Source organism: Haloarcula salinisoli (assembly GCF_019599405.1).
In the GTDB taxonomy this organism is placed as follows: Archaea; Halobacteriota; Halobacteria; order Halobacteriales; family Haloarculaceae; genus Haloarcula; species Haloarcula salinisoli.
The window spans coordinates 433,869-451,837 of the sequence record NZ_RKLQ01000001.1; the positions used below are offsets into that span (position 1 = coordinate 433,869).

The following is a 17,969-nucleotide window of genomic DNA, read 5'->3' on the forward strand; positions in this document are numbered from 1 at the left end:
ACGACCGGGCCGCGAACACAACCCTCAGGACGCTCCGGTCCAACCGGACAGTAGATGGTCCTCGGTACGGATTCCCGCGTCTTGACCCTGGCATTTGCCCGTATGGCCGACGCGCTGGGCAACTCCTTTCTCATCATCGTCCTGCCGCTGTACATCGCCAGCGGGCAGGTGACACTCACTGGTATCGCAGGGACGGAGATTCTGGGCTTCGTCCTGCGTGAGGAGACCCTCATCGGGCTGGTGCTGTCGCTGTTTGGCCTGTTGAACTCCTTCGGGCAGCCGTTCACGGGCCGGCTCTCCGACCGGACCGGCCGCCGTCGGGTGTTCGTCCTCACGGGACTGGTGCTGTTCGGAATCGGCAGTGCTGCCTACCCGTTCCTCACGTCCTACTGGTCGGTACTCGCCGCCAGAGCGTTCCAGGGTATCGGGGCGGCCTTCACTATCCCCGCCACCGTCGCCCTGGTCAACGACTACGCCGCAAGCGACAGCGAGCGCGGCGGCAACTTCGGCGTGTTCAACACGTTCCGACTGATTGGTTTCGGCTTCGGCCCCATCGTCGCCGGGATTCTCATCACGGGCGGCTTGAGTTCGGAGGGCGTCGTCACGTACACGTTGGGCGCGTTCTCGCTCTCCGGGTTCAACGCCGCCTTCGCCGTCGCCGTCCTCGGTGCAATCATCAGCTTCTGTCTCGTCGCCGCCCTCATCGACGACCCGCCGGCCGCTGCCGACGCCGCGAGCAAGAACCTCTCTATCGCCGTGCTGGACCCCGACGGCGAGGGGCTGGACCCCGTCTTCGTCCTCGGTGTCGCCACGTTCCTGATGGCGACGACTATCGCGCTCTTTGCGACGCTCGAAGGCCCGATTCGGATGCGCCTAGACGAATCGACGTTCATGTTCAGCGTCCAGTTCGCCGCCGTCGTCATCGCGAACGTCATCTTTCAGGTCCCAATCGGCCGGGCGAGCGACCGCTTTGGCCGCCGTCCGTTCGTCGTCGCCGGCTTCGCCGTGCTCGTCCCGTCGGTGTACGCCCAGGGTATCGTGATGGACCCCTGGCTCATGCTCGCTGCCCGATTCGTCCAGGGTATCGCCGTCGCGCTCGTGTTCGCCCCGTCGCTCGCGCTGGCCGGCGACCTCGCCGGCGAGCGGGGCTCGGGCACGACGCTGTCGGTCCTCACGATGGCCTTCGGCCTCGGCGTCGCCGCCGGACCGCTGGCCTCCGGCGTCCTCTACAACCTCGGGGGCTTCTCGACCCCCTTCACCGTCGGCGCGGTGCTGGCACTCGCCGCGCTCGGACTGACTTACTGGCAGGTCGAGGAGACGCTCTCGGTCGAGGCGGACGCTGGAGCGGCCCCGGCACAGGACTGAGGGCCACCCCACCGCAGGGGTTAACTCCGACACTGGCATACTATCTGATATGTTCACAGACCGAACGGACGCCGGTGAACAGCTAGCTGCAGCGGTCCGTCGGTCGGACATCGAGGTCGACATCGTCCTGGGGATTCCCCGCGGCGGCCTCCCGGTCGCTCGCCCCGTCGCCGACGCGCTTTCGGTTCCCCTCGACGTTGTGGTCGCGAGCAAAGTGGGCGCGCCGGGCAACCCCGAGCTGGCGGTCGCCGCCGTCGCCGACGACGGGACGACCTGGCGCAACGACTCGCTCATCGGGAAACTCGACCTGACGACCGGGTATCTGGAAGACGAAATCGAACACGAACAGCGGGCCGCCCGGCAGAAACGCGAGCGCTACCGCGAGGGCCGGCCGCCACTCGACCTGACCGGTAAGCACGTCCTCGTCGTCGACGACGGACTGGCGACCGGGGCGACGATGTTCGCCTGTGTCGAGCGGGTCCGGGAGGCCGGCGCGGCGAGCGTCGCCGCCGCGGTACCGGTCGGGTCGCCCCGGACCGCCGACCAGCTGGAGCGACAGGTCGACCACCTCGAGATACTGGAGCGGCCCCGGAGCTTCAGGGCCGTCGGACAGTTCTTTCGGGACTTCTCGCAGGTCACCGACGAGGAAGCGATGGCACTGCTAAACTAACCGCTCGACCGTCTCCCGCACCGAGCGAGCGGCCGCCCGGACCTCGGAGAGCCGGACGTACTCGCGTTTCGAGTGGGCGACCGCCCCCACCTCGTCGGAGAGCACACCCGGACCGAAGACCACCGTCGGCCCGTGGGCAGCGAAGTAGGAGGCCTCCGTCGCGGCCTCGAACGGCCGAACGGCCCCGCCACTCGCGTTCTGTAGCGTCCGAACCAGCTCGGCGTCGTGGTCGGTCGCGAAGGCGTCCGGAAACGGCGTATCGGGCCGGATGAGCGCCACCTCTACCGATATCGATTCGGGGAGCCACTGCGAGAGGTGTGTCTCCAGCGCCTCGGGGAACTCGTCGCTGGTCTCGGGCGGCACCGAGCGGCGGTCGAACGTGATGACACACTCGGCCGGTATCTGGTTGGTCGCCTCGCCGCCCTCGACCATCGACGGTGTCAGGATGGGGCGACCCAGCGTCTCGTGCCCGTTTGGCCCTGCTGTTTCATCATAGCTCTCCATGGCCTGCAGGAGGGGTGCCGCGGCTCTGATGGCGTTGGCCCCGCTCTCGGGGTCCGCGGCGTGACCGCTCTCGCCGTGAATCGTCACCGTGCCCTCGAACTGCCCTTTCGCCGCCGTACAGACGTCCAATCCGGTTGGCTCGCCGACGATGTAGCCGTCGGCGTCGAGACGCTCGGCGAGGTGGGCGCCCCCGGTTTGCGTGGTCTCCTCGTCGATGGAGACGGCCAGCGTCACCGCTCCCTCGGCCGGTTCGACGGTGAGAAATGCGTCGACGAGGCTGGCGAGTGGGCCCTTCGCGTCACACGCGCCGCGGCCACAGACGACGTCGCCGGTGAGGCCGCCGCCGGCGCCGGTTATCTCCTCGTCACCAGGCGGTTCCTCCCGGTGCTCGTAGGGGAGATGCGGCGGCACGGTGTCGATGTGTGTGTTCAGGACGAGGTGGGTCCCCTCGGCGGCCGCCGCGGCGTCGGGGTCGGCCGCACCGGTCGTCGCGACGACGTTGCCCAGCTCGTCGACGGTCGGGTCGGCGCCTGCCCGGTCCAGCGTCGCCACGAGCAGGTCCCGCATCGGGCCCACGTCGGCCGTCGAGTCGGTCTCGACGGCCTCGCGGTGGAACCGTTCCGGGTCGAAGCCGACGCTCATCGTTCCATTCGGGTCACGTCCGCCAGCGTCTCGCGGTCGCGGACGACACGGGTCTCGCCGCCCTCGATAGCGACCTCCGCGGGCCGGGGCTGTGAGTGGAACTGGTTGGCGAGCTCGTAGCCGTAGGCGCCGGCGTTGCCGATTGCCAGCAGCTCCTCGCGCTCGGGGCGGGCGATTGGCCGGTCGGTACAGAAGACGTCGGCGCTGGTACAGCAGGGACCGCCGACGGAGACCGACTCGGCGTCCCGTTCAGGCGCCGAAATGTTCCGAATGGGGTGGTACGAGCCGAACATCGCCGGCCGGATGAGCGTCGCCAGCGAGGCGTCGACACCGACGACGGTCGCCGCCGGTGCCTTCTTGATTGTGTTGACCTCGGTCAGAATCAACTCGGCGTCGGCGACGACGTAGCGGCCCGGTTCGAGCTTGACCTGTGCGTCGAGGTCACCGACGGCCTCGCGCACCTTCTCGCCGACGACGGCCATATCGAGCGGTTCCTCGTCTTCGCGATAGGGAACGCCGAAGCCGCCACCGAAGTCGACGAAGTCGAGCGGTGTCACGTCTGTCTCGACGGTCCGGCCCATGTCGGCGACCTTCCCGATGGCGCGGCAGTGGTCGTCCAGGTCGGCATGCAAAACGCCGCTGCCGGCGTGGGCGTGGATACCAACGAGGTCGAACCGGTCGGCGATATCCGCGGCTAGCTGGGGGACCTGGTCGTAGGGGATGCCGAACTTGGCGTCTTTCCCGGTCGCGACCTTCTCGTGGTGGCCGGTCCCGATGCCGGGGTTGATGCGGATGGCGACCCGGCCGTCGTATCCTCGCTCTTCGAGGCGGTCGAATGTGTCGCGGGCACCGCCGGTGATTGTGAGGCCGGGGTTCTCCTCGGCCAGCTCGACCGCGTAGTCGAGGTCGGCGTCGGGCGGGTTCACGGCGGTGTACTGGAGTGTGTCCGGGTCCGCGCCCGCCTGGACGGCACGGTGGAGTTCGCCCGCGGCGGCACACTCGATATCGGCGCCCGTCTCCAGCAATTTCTCCAGCACGGCGCGGCCGGTGTGGGCCTTCGCGGCGTACATCACGTGGGCGTCGGGGAAGGCCGACGCGAACCGGTCGTAGTTTGCTGCGACCCGGTCCAGGTCGACGACGTACAGTGGCGTCCCGTGGTCGGCCGCCAGCCGACCGAGACGGTCGTGGTCCCAGTCCGCGAGGCGACGGACCGGCGGCGAGTCCTGACTCATTGCCCGAACAACGGTGACGGCGGCTAACAAGCGTTGTGTTCTGGCAGCCACTGCGGGAGCGCCGGTCGACCGGCCCTTCCGCCGTATTCTTTATTGCAGGATAGACGAACACACTACTGGATACGACTGAATGCCGGTCGACCCACAGTTCGTCGGGCTGTTACAGATACTGCTGGGAGTGGTGTCGCTGTTCTTCCTGAAACCGGCCTACGACAACCGCGACAGGGCCGGGAGCTGGAGCTTCGCCGTCCTCTGTGTCGGTATCGGCGTCTACGGCCTCAGCGCCGGCCTCGACTGGTTCGTCTCCGGCTACGCGCTCTCGCATCTCGTCTTCACGTTCCGGTCGCTGGGTGGCGTCCTCATCACGACGGCGTGGCTGTTGCTCGCGCTTTCGGTGACAGATAGGCTCCCGGTCACGCGGCGACACGGGGCGGCGTTTGCCAGCTACGTCGTCGCGACACAGCTGTTCTTCTGGACGGACCCGCTCCACCACCTCGTCGTCGCCCCCGGCTCGACGATGAACGGCGCCAACTTCGACCCGACTATCGGCGTCGGACTGTGGGCGATCCTGGGCGTCGGCTATCTCGCGACGTTCGTGGGGACCGGTCTCCTCGCCGCAGACGCCCTCCGGTCGACCGGCATCCGGCGGCGACAGCGACTCGTCCTCTCGCTGGCTATCGTCCCGACGCTGCTGGGGAGTCTGGCGACGGTCTCGGGCGTGACCGTCTACGACTACACGCCGCTTGGCTACGCGCTGACCGCGACCATGTTCGCGTGGGCGCTGTTCAGCGGCCGGTTTCTCGACCTCACGCCGGTCGCGCGCCGGACCGCACTGGGCGAGATGTCCGACGCCGTGGTGACACTCGACGACGGGAACCGCGTCGTCGACTGCAACCGCCGCGCTCGCGAGCTGTTCGACGCCGACGACGACTACACCGGTAAATCGGCCGCCGACTTCTTCCCCTCGGTCGTGGGCGAACTCGATTCGTTCGACGACGTCGAGACGGAGACGGAGATACAGATACGCCCGGACGACCGCGACCGGCACTTCAGCCTCTCCGTCTCGCCGGTGACCCGGCGCGGCCATAGCGGCCGCGTCGTCGTCCTGCGCGACATCACCGACCGGAAGCGCCGCGAGCAGGAGCTCGAACGGCAGAACGAGCGGCTGGACCGCTTTGCCAGCATGGTCGGCCACGACCTGCGGAACCCGCTGACCGTCGCCGCCGGCCAGCTCGCGCTCGCCGAGGCGAAATGCGAGTCCGACGTGGTCCGTGAACACGTCGAGGCGGTCGAACGCTCACACGAGCGGATGGACGCGATGGTCGAGGACCTGCTGACGCTGGCCCGGTCCGGCCAGCGCGTCGAGGAGACGGAGCCGGTCGAGCTGGCGGCGCTCGCCCGGGAGGCCTGGACCCACGCCGAAGTCGAGGGTTGTGAACTCGATATGGCTGTCCCGGACGACGTGACCATCGCGGCCGACCACGACCGACTGCTGCACGTCTTCGAGAACTGTTTTCGCAACGCTGCCGAACATGGCTCGGCAGGCAATCAGAACGCTGCGCGTTCTGATGACGCCGCAGAACACGGTTCTGCGAACCCTGACTCGCAGGCTCGTCAGGACGCCGCCGAGCACAACGACGGGTCAGTGACCGTCCGCGTCGGACTGCTCGGGGAGACCGGCGACGGTCTGCTCGGCTTCTTCATCGAGGACGACGGTGAGGGGATTCCCGCGGCCGACCGCGACCGGGTGTTCGACCACGGGTATACGACCGGGGAGGCCGGGACGGGGCTCGGTCTCTTCATCGTCAAAGACATCGTCGACGCCCACGGCTGGGACGTCCGTGTGACCGAGGGGACCGACGGCGGCGCCCGGTTCGAGGTGACCGGCGTCGAACCCGGTGACGGGTAGCTGTGTGGACCCAAACCTATTTTTGCACTACCAGTAGACTCATGGTAAGAACCGGGTGGAACAACCAATAGCATGGAATCGGAGGTCCCACGACGCCCGCCGCTGGAGCTCGTCAAGCAGGGGAGCCTCTGGGTCGTCGAGGACTACCGGAAGGGGTCGCGGACGGGGGAGAGCCACGCCACCCACGACTCCCAGCTGTCGGCCATGCGATACGCGAAATCGAAGATGGAGGCCGATCGCCACCCGTGTATCGTCCGCTGGGACTCCCCGCGCAGCGTCGGCGCACTCTACTGGAACCCGCTGTTCGAGACGCTCGAGGTCCGACGTGACGAACTCGTCGGCGGGTGGAGCGTCGTCCCAGAGGCCGGGACCTGTGCGATGACGGTCGCACCCTCCCGCGAGGACGCGGCCGACCGCGCCAAGAAGCTCCAGCGGCTCTACGATTTCAGACATCTCCGCGTCTATGACGGCCGCGGCGAGGAGTACGAGGAACGGGACCACCGCTTTCTGCGCCACGACATCACCCGCTCCGGCGTGCGGTTCGACCCCGATGCCGTCGCCGAGGTCCCCGAACCCGAGGAAGCCGACCCCGAAACGGGGGCGTCGGAGCCGGCCGACGAGCCCGCGGGCCCCTCCGACGTAGGAATGGTCGGTCCCGCCAGCCCCGGCCAGCTCGGGGCCTCCGTCCCCGACGTGACTCAGGTGGAGTTCACCGACACCGACGGCGCGGTCCACCGCTACTCGACGCCGTGGCACGGCGGCACCGATGCACAGATTATCACGGTCTCACGCAAGTACGCGACCGACGAGGGCGTACCCGAGGCCTTCGCCGAGGCGTTCGAACGCTGGCAGGCGGGCGACGACGCGCCGAACGTCGCCACGGTCCACGAGTCCGGCACCGACCCGACCTCCTGGGTCGCCTACCGCGTCGGCGCCCACTCACTCGCCGACATCGGCACGGAGCTGCCGGCCCGCTCCCGGCTCGAACTGCTGGGCGACATCGCGGACGCGGCCGCCGCCGTGGGCGGGCCGTCGACGCCGCTGTGCGGGCTCGTCCCGGAGAACGTCCACCTCATGGAGGCCGAGGGCGACCGGCGGGCGACGGTCGCCAACTGGGGTATCGAGTGGGCCGTCCGCGACGCGGTCGGACTCTCCCACGACGGTCCCTTCCTCGCGCCCGAACAACGCGAGGGCCGCCTGACCGCGACCACCGACGTCTACCAGCTCGGTGCGCTTGCCTACTGGCTCTGCTGTGAGCAGCGGCCACCCGAGACCCCGACACCCCAGCCCGGCGAGATTCCACGGCCGATACAGAGCGTCTCCTCGCGGGTCAAACCACACATCGCGCAGGCGCTCGCGGCCGACCCCGACGAGCGGTTCGACTCCGTCGAGGCGTTCTATCGAGCGCTGGCGGACGCTGCATAGCGAGACGACGAGCGAAGCGAGTCGTCTCGTATGGCGAGCGGGGAGAAACGACCCGCAAGCCGAGGGAAGCGAGTCGTCTCGCTGCTCTCCGGCTCACTTCGTTCGCCGTTCCGCTTCGAGGCGTTCCCTCCGGTCGGAACCTCGCTACTCACGGTTCGCTTCGCTCACCGTTCGTTTTCGAGACGTCTCCCGTTGGTCGACGTCTCGCTACTGCTCCGCGGCTCGCGATGCTCGCCGCGTCGCTTTCGAGATATCGACGCCGTCGATATCTCGCTACTGCTCCACGGGTCACTTCGTTCCCCGTTCCGCTTCGAGGCGTTCCCTCCGGTCACGCCTCGCTACTCACGGTTCGCTTCGCTCACCGTTCGTTTTCGAGACGTCTCCCGTTGGTCGACGTCTCGCTAGTCCCGAAGCGCGTCTTCCCGCTCCGTCGCTTCGAGCGTCTCCTCTTCGACGTCGGTCGCCACCACGGCGGGCTTGTAGGCGCCGCCGGGGATGAGGTCGTGGTCGCCGACCGAGGAGTCGACGAAGCGCTGGAACGCCCGCCGCTCGGGGGGGAGTTCGCCGTAGATGACTTCCTCCTCGACGAGGTCGTAGACGGGGATGCGCGGCGTCAGGAGCGTGTTCTCGCCGACGATAGAGCCCTCGCCGACGACGAAGCCGCTGGTGACGCGACAGCCCGCGCCCAGCGAGACGTCGTCTTCGACGATGACGGGGGCGTTCTCGACCGGTTCGAGGACGCCGCCGATGAGCGTGTTCGCGCCGAGCTTGACGTTCTCGCCGATCTGCGCACAGGAGCCCACGGTGTCACAGGAGTCGATGAGCGTCCCGTCGCCGACGTGGGCACCGATGTTGACGAAGGAGGGCGACATCATGATGCAGTCCTCGCCCAGATACGCTCCGCGGCGGATGGTCGTTCCGTCGGGGGTGTTGCGGGTGCCACGGTCTGCGAGGTCGTCGGTTTCCCGGAGCGGCAACACGTCGTGGTACTGCACGCCGCCGTACTCGCGGGCGACGGTCTCCCGGAGGCCGAAGTTCAGCAGGATACCCTGCTTGACCCAGGCGTTTGCGTCCCACTCGTCGCCGACCTTCTCGGCGGCCCGGACCTCCCCGGCTTCCAGTGCTGTCAGAAACTCCTCCAGCACTGCGAGATGGTCGTCGGTGGCGTCTGCTGCCGTCAGTCCGTCCTGTTTGCGCGCCCAGAGGTCGCCGATGTCTGCTTCGAGGCTCATACGCAGTCGGTTGCGACTCAGGGGGCTTACCTATCGGGGTTTTGCGCCGACGAGCGGGGGACTGCTTCGCCCGTCCCGGAGCGGGCCGGAGTCGATAGCTGTTCAGTCCGCGCCCTGACCGGGGATGTAGCCGCAGTCGCTGCAGTGTGTGACTGTCCGTGCCGGTGTGAACTCGCCGGCGCAGTGTGGGCATCTGGATGCGGGTCGTCGGTGTGTCGTTACCATACCTGTCGCTGGGCAGTCAGCGAGTATAAGGCTGTGCGTTATATTGAGTAGACTGTATAAGGTCCATTATATCGATATTCAGGCGTCGACGACCGCGCCGAACTCGTAGCGACCGGCCTCGCGACCCGAGAGCCACGCCGCGGCGTCGAGCGCGCCGGCGGCGAAGACGGCCCGGTCCTCGGCGTGATGGGAGAGCGACAGCACCTCGTCGTTGCCCGCGAGGATGAGTTCGTGTTCGCCGCGGATGTCACCGGCGCGGCGGGCGAAGACGCCGATCTCGTCGCCCTCTCGGGGAGCGTGACCCTCGCGGCCGTACACCGGCTCGACGTCGCGTTCCTCCTGGACCACTTCGAGCAGGGTCTTCGCGGTACCGGAGGGGGCGTCGACCTTCCCATTGTGGTGGCTCTCCATCAGTTCGAGGTCGTAGTCGTCGAGCGCTCGGACCGCCTCCCGGACCGTACGCTGGAGCACCTGGATACCGCGCGAGAAGTTCGTCGCCTTCAGCAGCGGGACCGACTCGCTGACGACGTCGAGGTCGGCCAGTCCGTCGTCGGAAAAGCCCGTGGTCCCGACGACCAGCCCGACGCCGGCCTCGACACAGGCCTCGGCCAGGGGCAGCGTCGACTCGGGGATAGAGAAGTCGACGACCACGTCCACGCCGTGCTCGGCGAGGGCGCCGGCCACGTCCTCGGCGACGACCGGGACCCCGTCGACCTCGCCGGCTTCGACGTCGAAGCCGACGACGACCTCGAGGTCGTCGCGGTCGGCGGCCGTCTCGATGACCGTCTGTCCCATGCGACCCGCCGCACCGTTGACGGCAATCCGTGTCATCGCTCTACCTCCGCGTAGGCGTCCTCTAAGTCCTCCGTTTCGAGGTCGGCGAGCACGTCACGCAGGTCCTCGAGATACTCGTCGGCCAGCCTGGACAGCGGCTGGCGAAGGTGGGCCGGGCCATAACCCCGAATCCGCATCGCCTCCTTGACCGGGATGGGGTTGGTCTCGACGAACAGCTCGCGAAAGAGCGGCCCGAGTTCGTGGTGGATGGCCCGCGCTCGCTCGAAGTCGCCGGCCAGCCCTGCCCCGACCATCGCGCAGGTGCGCTCCGGTTCGACGTTTGCGGCCACGGAGATACAGCCCGCCGCTCCGACCGACAGCATCGGCAGGGTCATGCCGTCGTCGCCCGACAGCACCGCGAACTCCTCGTCTCGGGTGCGCTCGATGATTTCGGATATCTGGTTCATGTCGCCACTTGCTGCCTTGTACGCCTGGATGTTCTCGTGGGCAGCGAGGGAAACGGCGGTGTCGGGCTCGATGTTCTGCCCGGTTCGGGACGGGACGTTGTAGACAATCTGGGGGCAGTCCACCGCGTCGGCGATGGTCTCGTAGTGGTCGACCAGGCCGCGCTGTTCGGGCTTGTTGTAGTACGGCGAAATCAGGAGCAGGGCGTCGGCACCGGCGTCGGCGGCCCGCCGGGAGAGCGAGAGCGCCTCGCGGGTGTTGTTGGAGCCGGTGCCGGCGATGACTGGGACGTCGTCGACGGCGTCGATGACCGCCTCGACGACCTCGATGTGTTCGTCGTGGGTCATCGTCGCCGACTCGCCCGTCGAGCCGGCCGGGACCAGCCCGTCGACGCCGGCGGCCTCCAGCCGCTGGGCGTCTCGCCGGAGTGTCTCGAAGTCGATACTGCGCTCGTCGTCGTCGTGGAACGGCGTACACATCGCGGGGTAGACGCCGTGGAAGTCGGGTGCTGTCATTGCTGAGTGGTGTGGTGTCGCTGTGGGATTAGTTGTCCGGTCTGTCCGTCAAAAGAGCGACCCGTGACGGGTGCGCCACGCCCGCCACGAGTCAGCGACCCTCGACGAGTGCGCCACGCCCGCCGAGAGTCAGAAACTACCGCTTGCGCTTGCGTTTCGGGACGACGCCGTCGCCGCTGGGTACCGAACGTGCCGTACCGTGGCGTCGTCGCATACTCGTCTGGCCGTCCGTGAGCGACTTATCCTTTTTGCTCTCCGCGAACCCCGAAAACCTATCCGGGTTCGGGTGGGAAATCACCGTATGACTGTCTCTCACTCGGGACAACGCGTGGCCGTCCTGGCCGACGCGCAGAACCTCTATCACACTGCCCGGAGCCTCTACACGCGTAACATCGACTACTCGGAACTGCTCGAAGCGGCCGTCGACGGCCGCGAACTCACCCGCGCTATCGCCTACGTCATCCGCGCCGACTCCCCGGAAGAGGAGACGTTCTTCGACGCGCTCACCGACATCGGATTCGAGACCCGTATCAAGGACATCAAAACGTTCCAGGACGGCTCCCAGAAGGCCGACTGGGACGTGGGGATGAGCCTGGACGCGGTCACACTGGCGAAACACAACGACGCTATCGTGCTGTGTACCGGCGACGGCGACTTCGCACGCGTCTGTCGGTACGTCCGCCACGAGGGGTGTCGCATCGAAGCGATGGGGTTCGAGGAGTCCTCCTCTGAAGACCTCAAGTCCGCCGTCGACGGGTTCGTCGACCTGAGCGAGGAACCCGACAAATATCTGCTGTAGCTCGCAAGGGTCAGAAACCAGAGAACAGAGCGACGGTTAGACCGCGCGACCGTCTTCCGAAGTGCCGACCAGCAAGGCGCCGGCGGCCAGGCCCAGCGCCGCGACGCCGGCCATGACGCCGGCCACGGTGGTCGAGATGCCGATATCGAACGGGCCCGACGCGAGAATCAGCACCGAGCTGACGACCAGCAACGCGGCGCCCGCATACACTTTCCGCTTGTCTGTAGCCATTGTAGGGGTGTCTAGCGTGCCATCCGGTATAAATTTCCCCAAACGCGTCGGAAATTATGCGAGAGAGTCACATACACTGGCCACTGCGGGCGGACCGAAAACGGGTTACCTCCACGGACGCCACCACAGCCAATGAGCGACAGCGAGCTCCGTGGCCTCCGTCGCGGGGCCGACTACCAGTTCGGTCGAGGTGCCGGTGCGGCCCTGCTGGAAGACGCCGTCGAGGTCACCCACACCAGTTCGGGGCGGCCCCGGCAGGTCCACGCCGACGACGGCCGCATCGCCACCTACGCCACCGACGGCCGCTTCGTCCTCGGACTGGCCGGCGGCCGACGCCTGCTCGATGCCTTCGACGCTCCCGCTCACCGCGTCGTCGTGGGCGACGAGAGCGAGCCGTTCGTCCGCGGAGGCCGCAACACCTTCGCGAAGTTCGTCCAGCAGGCCGACCCGTCGATTCGGCCCGGCGACGAGACGCTGGTCGTCCACGAGAACGGCGACCTGCTCGCGGTCGGCCGCGCGGAACTCCCCGGCAGCGGGATGGCCGACTTCGAGACCGGGATGGCTGTGAAAGTGCGACAGGGGACCGATAGCTGACCGTCGCTATGCGCCGCCGTTCCCTACTGGCCGGGCTCGCGGTCTCGACGGCTGCGCTCGCGGGCTGTGGCGGTGACTCGCCGAGCACGGTCACGCCCGACCCCGACGACCCGGTAGTGTTCGTCGTCACCAACGAACAGACCGTCAGCGCGACGGTACAGCTGACAGTGGCCCGCGACGACGGCTCGACCGTCCTCGACGAATCCGTGACCCTCGATGCGGGCGCAGTCAGGGAGTTCGACCCCGGCATCGACCGGCCGGGCACCTACGAACTCACGGCGGCTATCGAGGACGGATTACAGCGGACGATTACGCTCAACGTCGAGGCAACAGATATCCGAAACGGCTCGAACTACGAGGTCATCCTCCGGGACAACAGCGTCCAGGTGACGTGGGCGTGAACCCTGCGGGAAGCGCGGTGCCCCGGCGGCGTGACTACGCGTAGGCGTCGGTAAACTCCTGTTCGCGGCGCAGCAGCTCTTCGACGCCGTGGTCGAGCAACGCCTCGCCCAGCGCCGTCGCCCGGTAGTACGAATAGAGTCCGTCACTCGTCGGTTCCTCGCGCTTGCGGTTCTCGACGAGGCCCACGTCGACCAGCGTGTCGAGGTGGTGATGGAGGGTGTTCCCCCGCACGTCCAGGGCCTCCCGCAGCTCCTTGGCGCTCATCGCGCCGTCGCGCTTGAGCCGGTAGAGCACCCGGAACCGGGTCTCGTTGCCGACGGCCCGCTGCATCGCCATGTACTCCTCGAAGGTGAGGATACTCCGCTCGGGGAGGAGGTCCGCCGGCTCCGGAGGCATTCCTTCATCTCCTGTCCGATCGATGGACATGTGACCAGATTCTCCGGCGGGGAAAATAATTCTTCGCGACCGCAACCGGGCTCGCGTCCCTGACAGCGTCCAGGAACTGCCGACCCGGTGGGCTTTTTTATCCAGAACGCGCAGCCTCGGGTATGTTCGGTGGAGGCGGCGGGATGAACCCGCGCAAGATGAAACAGATGATGGAACAGATGGGTATCGATATGGAGGATATCGATGCCGAGGAAGTGATTATCCGGACCCCCGAGGAGGAGCTGGTCTTCACGGACGCGGAGGTCCAGCTGATGGAAGCTCAGGGCCAGAAGACCTACCAGGTCGTCGGTGACCCCGAGAGCCGCGAGCGCGGCGAGGGCGCGAGCGCTGGCGGCGCGGCCGACGACGACGCCAGCGACGACAGCGGCGTCGACGAGGACGACGTCGAAATCGTCGCGATGCGGACCGGTGCCGACGAGGACACCGCCCGCGAGGCCCTGGAAGCCAACGACGGCGACCTGGCGGACGCGGTCGACGAACTGGAGTAGCGTGTACCTGTTCGTCCACGAGGACCGCGAACACCTCCTCTCGCCCGGCGAGCGATTCGAGTCCGACCTCGGTATCCTGGAGGTGCCCGAGGACGTCACACCCGGCGACGTCGTCGAGACGCATCTGGGGAACGGCTTCACCGTCCGGCGGCTGCGCGGGCCGGACCTCTTTGCCCATCTGGAGCGCACCGGCGCGCCGATGATGCCCCGCGACGTCGGGCTGGTCGTGGGCAAGACCGGCGTCGCCGCGGGCGACCGCGTGCTCGACGCGGGGACCGGGACCGGCATCCTCAGCGCCTACATGGGCCGGATGGGGGCCGACGTGACGACCTACGAAATCGACCCGGACTTCGCCGAGGTCGCGCGCGACAACATGGAGATAGCGGGCGTCGGGGACAGCGTCGAGGTCAGGACCGGCGACGTGACCGACGACCTCGACGAGCTGTCGGGCTTCGACGTGGTGACGCTGGACACCGAGGACGCCCCGACCGTCGTCGAGCGCACCCCGACGCTGCTCGCCCGGGGTGGCTCACTGGCCGTGTACTCCCCGTTCGTCGAGAACACCCGCGAGGTCGTCGCTGCGGCCCGCGAGGTGGGGCTCGAGGGTATCGAGACGCTCGATACCATCCAGCGGGAGATGGACTTCGACGATCGGGGCTCCCGACCGTCGACCGGCGGCGTCGGCCACACCGGGTATCTGACGTTCGCCCGAAGACCGTAGGAAACGAGGTTTTCGGGAGCAAAGCGACCGAAAACCTCGATACGCGAGCGGGGAACGGAGTGACCCGCGAGCAGAGAGGGAGCGAAACGGCGAACGTAGTGAGGTAGAGCCATAGCGAGGTTCCGAACGGAATGAGGAACCGCGACGCAAATCGGTCGCGAAATTCTCGGGAGCTGCATCGACCTGCGGCGACACACCGGTTTCCGCGAGCCGTGGTTTCAAGCCCCAGTGCTCCCAAGAGGCGTCTGTATGAGCGACGCCCCCGACGAGACGACGACGTGGCCCGAGCTCGCCATCGGGTTGTACGACCGACTGACCGGCCGTAACGCCGAGATAACGTACGAGTTCGAGGACATGGAGGTCGACGTCCCCAGCACCACGGGCGAGGACCCCGAGTACGCCTACTGGCGTATCGACGGCACGCTCACCGTCAAGGCCCGCGAGAAGGAGTGACGGCGACACCGACCGGACAGCACGGCGACCCGCCAGCGACCCTCGCTGAGCTGCTGGACGACCTCGAAGACCGGCCCGAACTGTCGGTCGAGGCCGATCTGGACGTCGAGCTAGACGGCCACCCGGCGAGCGTCGTGGGGTACGACGACCTCGTGGCGCTGGACCTGCCCTCTGTCCCCGCTGCTGTCTCGCTGTGGCGCAACCGCCCGATCGACGTGATGGATGCAGCGGCGCTGCTTTCGTCTGTGGGTCTGACTGCCGAACTCCGGGTCCGTGGAGTCCCGGTCGCCCGTCTCGGCGACGACGCCGTCCCCAGCGGCCTCGCCCGACGGCTCGGGCTGGGGCCGGTCGAGCTGGTCCCCGAGGGGCCGCTGCTCGCGCTCACTCGACGGCGCGAATGAGCTCGAGCAGTTCGTCGCGGTAGGCCGCCGCCGACCGGGTCAGCGGCTCGTCGGGGTCATCGAGGTCGAGCATCTCCCCGACCGGCTGGTCCGGATAGGCACCCGCGGCGATGCGGAACCCGTCGGCGTGCCAGACGCCGACCCAGCCGGTCACCGACAGCGTCGTCCCGAGCGACGCCAGCGGGAGGTCGGCCGTGTAGCTTCGCAGATGCAGCTTGTCGCCGCCGTCGGTCCGAATCCGCTCCTTGCGGCCCCGGGAGACGTCCTCGAAGCCCCGCTCGCGTAGCTCCTCCGCGAAGGCCGACTGCGCTTCCGAGCGGACCGTCGGCAGTATCATCATCGGACCGATGCCGGGCGCCAGCGACGGCCGGAAGGTTAGCGCCGTCGCGAAGAAGAACCGCCACTGGTGGTCGAGCCCCGCCGCCGATGCGGCGGCCTCGCGCGTTCGCACGTCGTCGTAGAGCCTGGTCGCACCGACGACCGTCGCCCTGCTGAGTCGGAAGACGGTCTCGACGCGCTCGTCGGTCAGTTCCCAGCCACCGCGGGCCAACTGCGCCTCGGGGACGTCCGGCTCGGCGGCGTCTGGAGCCACAACCCTAGTGGTCGTCCTCTCGCCACTTGTGCTCGCACTCGGTGCAGGTGAAAAAGCGCGTCTCGGACTCGTCTGCGGCCCGAATCTGTTTCATCTCGTAGAACGCCCGGTCGTTGCCACACTCCGGACAGCGCGCGCCCGTCGTCGGCCCCATATCCTGTGGGTCGACCTCTGAGGTGTCGACGACCTCCGAGGACTCCTGTCCCTGGGTCGTGACCGCTTTTTTATCGGCCTCGGCGTCACGTGCTTTCTCGTAGCCACAGCTACCACAGACCCACATATCGTCCTCTGTCTTCATCATCGAGCCGCAGTCGTCGCAGAATTCCATTGTTGTACGCAGTATGCCACGGGTCTGTGTTAAACGCCCGGGTTCCTAGCTGTCTATCTGGTCATGACTGCAACGCGTACAACAGCAGCCATGAACAGCCAGAAAGCCCCGGCAGGCTCCGGTCGGGGGACTCGTTGCGCTCCTCACTCACTACGTTCGTTCCGGTGCTTACGTCGTCCGCCTTCCCGGAGCCTGCCGCCCCTTCCAGCCCCGCCCGGTCGGCCGTTCCACGGGGCGGGACTGAAAGGGGCCGAGCGCGTGGCGGCTTCGCCGCCACGTTAGACGAGGTCGGCAGAGCCGACCTCGCGCTCGACGAGCGAGACGAAGTAAGGACCGCAGCCGTAGGCGAGGACCGCAGCGAGTCGTAGCCGACGAGCGGTCGGGGGCTTTCCGGCTGTCGTAGGAGTAGTCACTCGAAGCTGCTATCGGTCAGTCCCATATGTGGGACGTCGCAGTTACAGAAGTGGAGGGAGTTCAGCTGATTTATCCGTTATCGACCCAGGCGGGGCAGGCGTCCATGTCGTCCAGCGTCTCCTCGTGGAACGAGCAGTATGGAGCGACATCGTCGCCGTCCATCACGTACTGGAAGTGCCGGCAGTTGCCACAGTAGCTGTCGGGTTCCCCGCGGTGGACCGCCGTCTCGGTGATGGGGTCCTGACCGGTGGCGGTCGTGGTGCCGCCGTCGGTGGAGGGGGAGGCCTCCGGACCGGCGTTGGCCAGTTTGGGGTCGAGGTCGTGTTCGGTCGGGCCACGCGGCGCGCTTTGTGCGGGCTCGTGCGGGCTGGCGTCGGCCTGCTGCGTGCTGGACCCGGGTCGCTGGGTGGTGGGGTCGGACCCGGAGGGCTGGCCCATGACCTCGCTGCCGTCGGTGCGCTGGGTCGACCCGCCGTCGCTGGTGGTCGTCCCGCGGCGGTTGGTCTGGGTCTCGACGTCGCCGTCGGGGTCTCGACCGAAGAAGCCGATACCACCGAGGCCGGGCAGCGAGCGGGACTCCTCGACGAGCTTGATGGTCCCCTCCTCGGTGACCTCCATGCGGGCGGTGCCGCCGGGGTCGTTGCGGGTCTTGAACGTCGCCAGCGCGGCGAACAGACACCAGAACGTCGTCAGGACGCCGGTGAAGTAAACGGTGCTGGCACCCAGCGCGAGCAGCGGGGCGTCGGCCATCCAGCTGTAGGGGTAGAGCCGCTGGAACGCGGCGACGCCGACCAGTGCGACGCCGGCGCCGCCGACCGCCGCCAGCCGGGTCCGGGGCCCTGCGGGGAGCACGGCGAAGATGCCGAGCACGACCGCCGGCAGCCCGACACCGGCGACGATGCCGGCGATCTCCCGGGCAGCGTAGTCGCCCAGTCCCAGGGTCGCCCCGAGGCCGGTGGTCGCCAGCGCGATGGCGGCCACGAGTCCCGCCGCACCGGCCAGGAACAACCCGGTCCCAACGAGCTGCTGGCGCCGCGTCGCCACGCGGCCGACCTTCCCCTCGTACACATCGCTCAAACTGGTCATAGCGGTACTAGAACGGCGTTCCTCAAAACTCCCCGTCAGACACTCGCAAGACGGG

Annotated in this window: 22 protein-coding genes; 11 read left to right on the top strand and 11 right to left on the bottom strand. The window is 67.8% G+C overall.

Translation table 11 applies throughout. From position 1 onward, the window contains the following. Positions 1-54 precede the first annotated feature (54 nt). Together EGD98_RS02220 and EGD98_RS02225 are read left to right on the top strand one after the other, a co-directional pair. Positions 55-1,365: an MFS transporter gene (locus tag EGD98_RS02220; protein ID WP_220586718.1), complete on the top strand. Its 1,311-nt coding sequence runs from the start codon at positions 55-57 to the stop codon at positions 1,363-1,365. Positions 1,366-1,414: 49 nt separating this feature from the next. Further along, positions 1,415-2,035, top strand: a complete 621-nt coding sequence (locus EGD98_RS02225; protein ID WP_220586719.1) for a phosphoribosyltransferase — start codon at positions 1,415-1,417, stop codon at positions 2,033-2,035. On the opposite strand, the gene EGD98_RS02230 is transcribed toward EGD98_RS02225, so the two are convergent. Together EGD98_RS02230 and lysA are read right to left on the bottom strand one after the other, a co-directional pair. Beyond that, the gene (locus EGD98_RS02230; protein WP_220586720.1) at positions 2,027-3,181 is read right to left on the bottom strand and encodes a M20 family metallopeptidase; all 1,155 of its coding nucleotides are present in this window, start codon (positions 3,179-3,181) and stop codon (positions 2,027-2,029) included. The genes EGD98_RS02225 and EGD98_RS02230 overlap by 9 nt on opposite strands. Then, positions 3,178-4,413, bottom strand: a complete 1,236-nt coding sequence (gene lysA, locus EGD98_RS02235) for a diaminopimelate decarboxylase (protein WP_220586721.1) — start codon at positions 4,411-4,413, stop codon at positions 3,178-3,180. Before lysA ends, EGD98_RS02230 begins: the two co-directional genes overlap by 4 nt. A gap of 130 nt (positions 4,414-4,543) precedes the next feature. Between lysA and EGD98_RS02240 the strand changes: the two genes are divergently transcribed. Continuing rightward, positions 4,544-6,322, top strand: a complete 1,779-nt coding sequence (locus tag EGD98_RS02240) for a histidine kinase N-terminal 7TM domain-containing protein (protein WP_220586722.1) — start codon at positions 4,544-4,546, stop codon at positions 6,320-6,322. 72 nt (positions 6,323-6,394) lie between these two features. Next, entirely contained in the window at positions 6,395-7,747 is a 1,353-nt protein-coding gene (locus EGD98_RS02245; protein ID WP_220586723.1) for a protein kinase family protein, read from the top strand. Between the two features lie 401 nt (positions 7,748-8,148). Here the strand turns inward: EGD98_RS02245 and EGD98_RS02250 are convergent, their stop codons facing one another. The 4 genes from EGD98_RS02250 to dapA all read right to left on the bottom strand — a co-directional run bounded on the left by EGD98_RS02250 (position 8,149) and on the right by dapA (position 10,958). After that, complete coding sequence (locus tag EGD98_RS02250; protein WP_220586724.1) at positions 8,149-8,979, bottom strand: 2,3,4,5-tetrahydropyridine-2,6-dicarboxylate N-succinyltransferase; 831 nt, start codon at positions 8,977-8,979, stop codon at positions 8,149-8,151. A gap of 102 nt (positions 8,980-9,081) precedes the next feature. Continuing rightward, positions 9,082-9,204: a hypothetical protein gene (locus EGD98_RS20970; protein ID WP_268899591.1), complete on the bottom strand. Its 123-nt coding sequence runs from the start codon at positions 9,202-9,204 to the stop codon at positions 9,082-9,084. A gap of 78 nt (positions 9,205-9,282) precedes the next feature. Next, positions 9,283-10,035 carry a 4-hydroxy-tetrahydrodipicolinate reductase gene (gene dapB / locus EGD98_RS02255; RefSeq protein WP_220586725.1) on the bottom strand — a complete coding sequence of 251 codons (753 nt, stop codon included), beginning with the start codon at positions 10,033-10,035 and terminating at the stop codon, positions 9,283-9,285. Next, positions 10,032-10,958 (bottom strand): 4-hydroxy-tetrahydrodipicolinate synthase, encoded by a 927-nt coding sequence (gene dapA, locus EGD98_RS02260; protein ID WP_220586726.1) that lies wholly within the window; start codon positions 10,956-10,958, stop codon positions 10,032-10,034. The genes dapB and dapA overlap by 4 nt, the downstream gene beginning before the upstream one ends. 301 nt (positions 10,959-11,259) lie before the next feature. On the opposite strand from dapA, the gene EGD98_RS02265 reads away from it, so the two are divergent. Then, on the top strand, positions 11,260-11,757 hold the full coding sequence (locus EGD98_RS02265) for a LabA-like NYN domain-containing protein (protein ID WP_220586727.1): 498 nt from the start codon (positions 11,260-11,262) through the stop codon (positions 11,755-11,757). 36 nt (positions 11,758-11,793) lie between these two features. Here EGD98_RS02265 and EGD98_RS02270 read toward each other — a convergent pair whose 3' ends face one another. Then, entirely contained in the window at positions 11,794-11,988 is a 195-nt protein-coding gene (locus EGD98_RS02270) for a DUF8178 family membrane protein (protein WP_220586728.1), read from the bottom strand. Between the two features lie 132 nt (positions 11,989-12,120). On the opposite strand from EGD98_RS02270, the gene EGD98_RS02275 reads away from it, so the two are divergent. Next, entirely contained in the window at positions 12,121-12,582 is a 462-nt protein-coding gene (locus EGD98_RS02275) for a PUA domain-containing protein (RefSeq protein ID WP_220586729.1), read from the top strand. Positions 12,583-12,590: 8 nt separating this feature from the next. Continuing rightward, complete coding sequence (locus EGD98_RS02280; RefSeq protein ID WP_220586730.1) at positions 12,591-12,983, top strand: Ig-like domain-containing protein; 393 nt, start codon at positions 12,591-12,593, stop codon at positions 12,981-12,983. Between the two features lie 34 nt (positions 12,984-13,017). On the opposite strand, the gene EGD98_RS02285 is transcribed toward EGD98_RS02280, so the two are convergent. Then, positions 13,018-13,410 carry a winged helix-turn-helix domain-containing protein gene (locus tag EGD98_RS02285; protein ID WP_220586731.1) on the bottom strand — a complete coding sequence of 131 codons (393 nt, stop codon included), beginning with the start codon at positions 13,408-13,410 and terminating at the stop codon, positions 13,018-13,020. Between the two features lie 122 nt (positions 13,411-13,532). On the opposite strand from EGD98_RS02285, the gene EGD98_RS02290 reads away from it, so the two are divergent. The 4 genes from EGD98_RS02290 (at position 13,533) to EGD98_RS02305 (ending at position 15,494) form a co-directional block, all read left to right on the top strand. Next, positions 13,533-13,919 carry a nascent polypeptide-associated complex protein gene (locus tag EGD98_RS02290; protein WP_220586732.1) on the top strand — a complete coding sequence of 129 codons (387 nt, stop codon included), beginning with the start codon at positions 13,533-13,535 and terminating at the stop codon, positions 13,917-13,919. Position 13,920: 1 nt separating this feature from the next. Then, positions 13,921-14,640 (top strand): methyltransferase domain-containing protein, encoded by a 720-nt coding sequence (locus EGD98_RS02295; protein ID WP_220586733.1) that lies wholly within the window; start codon positions 13,921-13,923, stop codon positions 14,638-14,640. 249 nt (positions 14,641-14,889) lie between these two features. Then, complete coding sequence (locus tag EGD98_RS02300) at positions 14,890-15,093, top strand: hypothetical protein (protein ID WP_220586734.1); 204 nt, start codon at positions 14,890-14,892, stop codon at positions 15,091-15,093. After that, entirely contained in the window at positions 15,090-15,494 is a 405-nt protein-coding gene (locus EGD98_RS02305) for a hypothetical protein (RefSeq protein WP_220586735.1), read from the top strand. Before EGD98_RS02300 ends, EGD98_RS02305 begins: the two co-directional genes overlap by 4 nt. Here the strand turns inward: EGD98_RS02305 and EGD98_RS02310 are convergent. The 3 genes from EGD98_RS02310 to EGD98_RS02320 all read right to left on the bottom strand — a co-directional run bounded on the left by EGD98_RS02310 (position 15,475) and on the right by EGD98_RS02320 (position 17,914). Then, positions 15,475-16,086, bottom strand: a complete 612-nt coding sequence (locus tag EGD98_RS02310) for a DUF6517 family protein (protein WP_220586736.1) — start codon at positions 16,084-16,086, stop codon at positions 15,475-15,477. The two genes, EGD98_RS02305 and EGD98_RS02310, sit on opposite strands and share 20 nt — an antisense overlap. Positions 16,087-16,090: 4 nt before the next feature. After that, positions 16,091-16,414: a transcription factor S gene (locus tag EGD98_RS02315; RefSeq protein ID WP_220586737.1), complete on the bottom strand. Its 324-nt coding sequence runs from the start codon at positions 16,412-16,414 to the stop codon at positions 16,091-16,093. 483 nt (positions 16,415-16,897) lie between these two features. Continuing rightward, positions 16,898-17,914 (bottom strand): cell division protein CdpA domain-containing protein, encoded by a 1,017-nt coding sequence (locus tag EGD98_RS02320; protein ID WP_220586738.1) that lies wholly within the window; start codon positions 17,912-17,914, stop codon positions 16,898-16,900. Positions 17,915-17,969 lie beyond the last annotated feature (55 nt).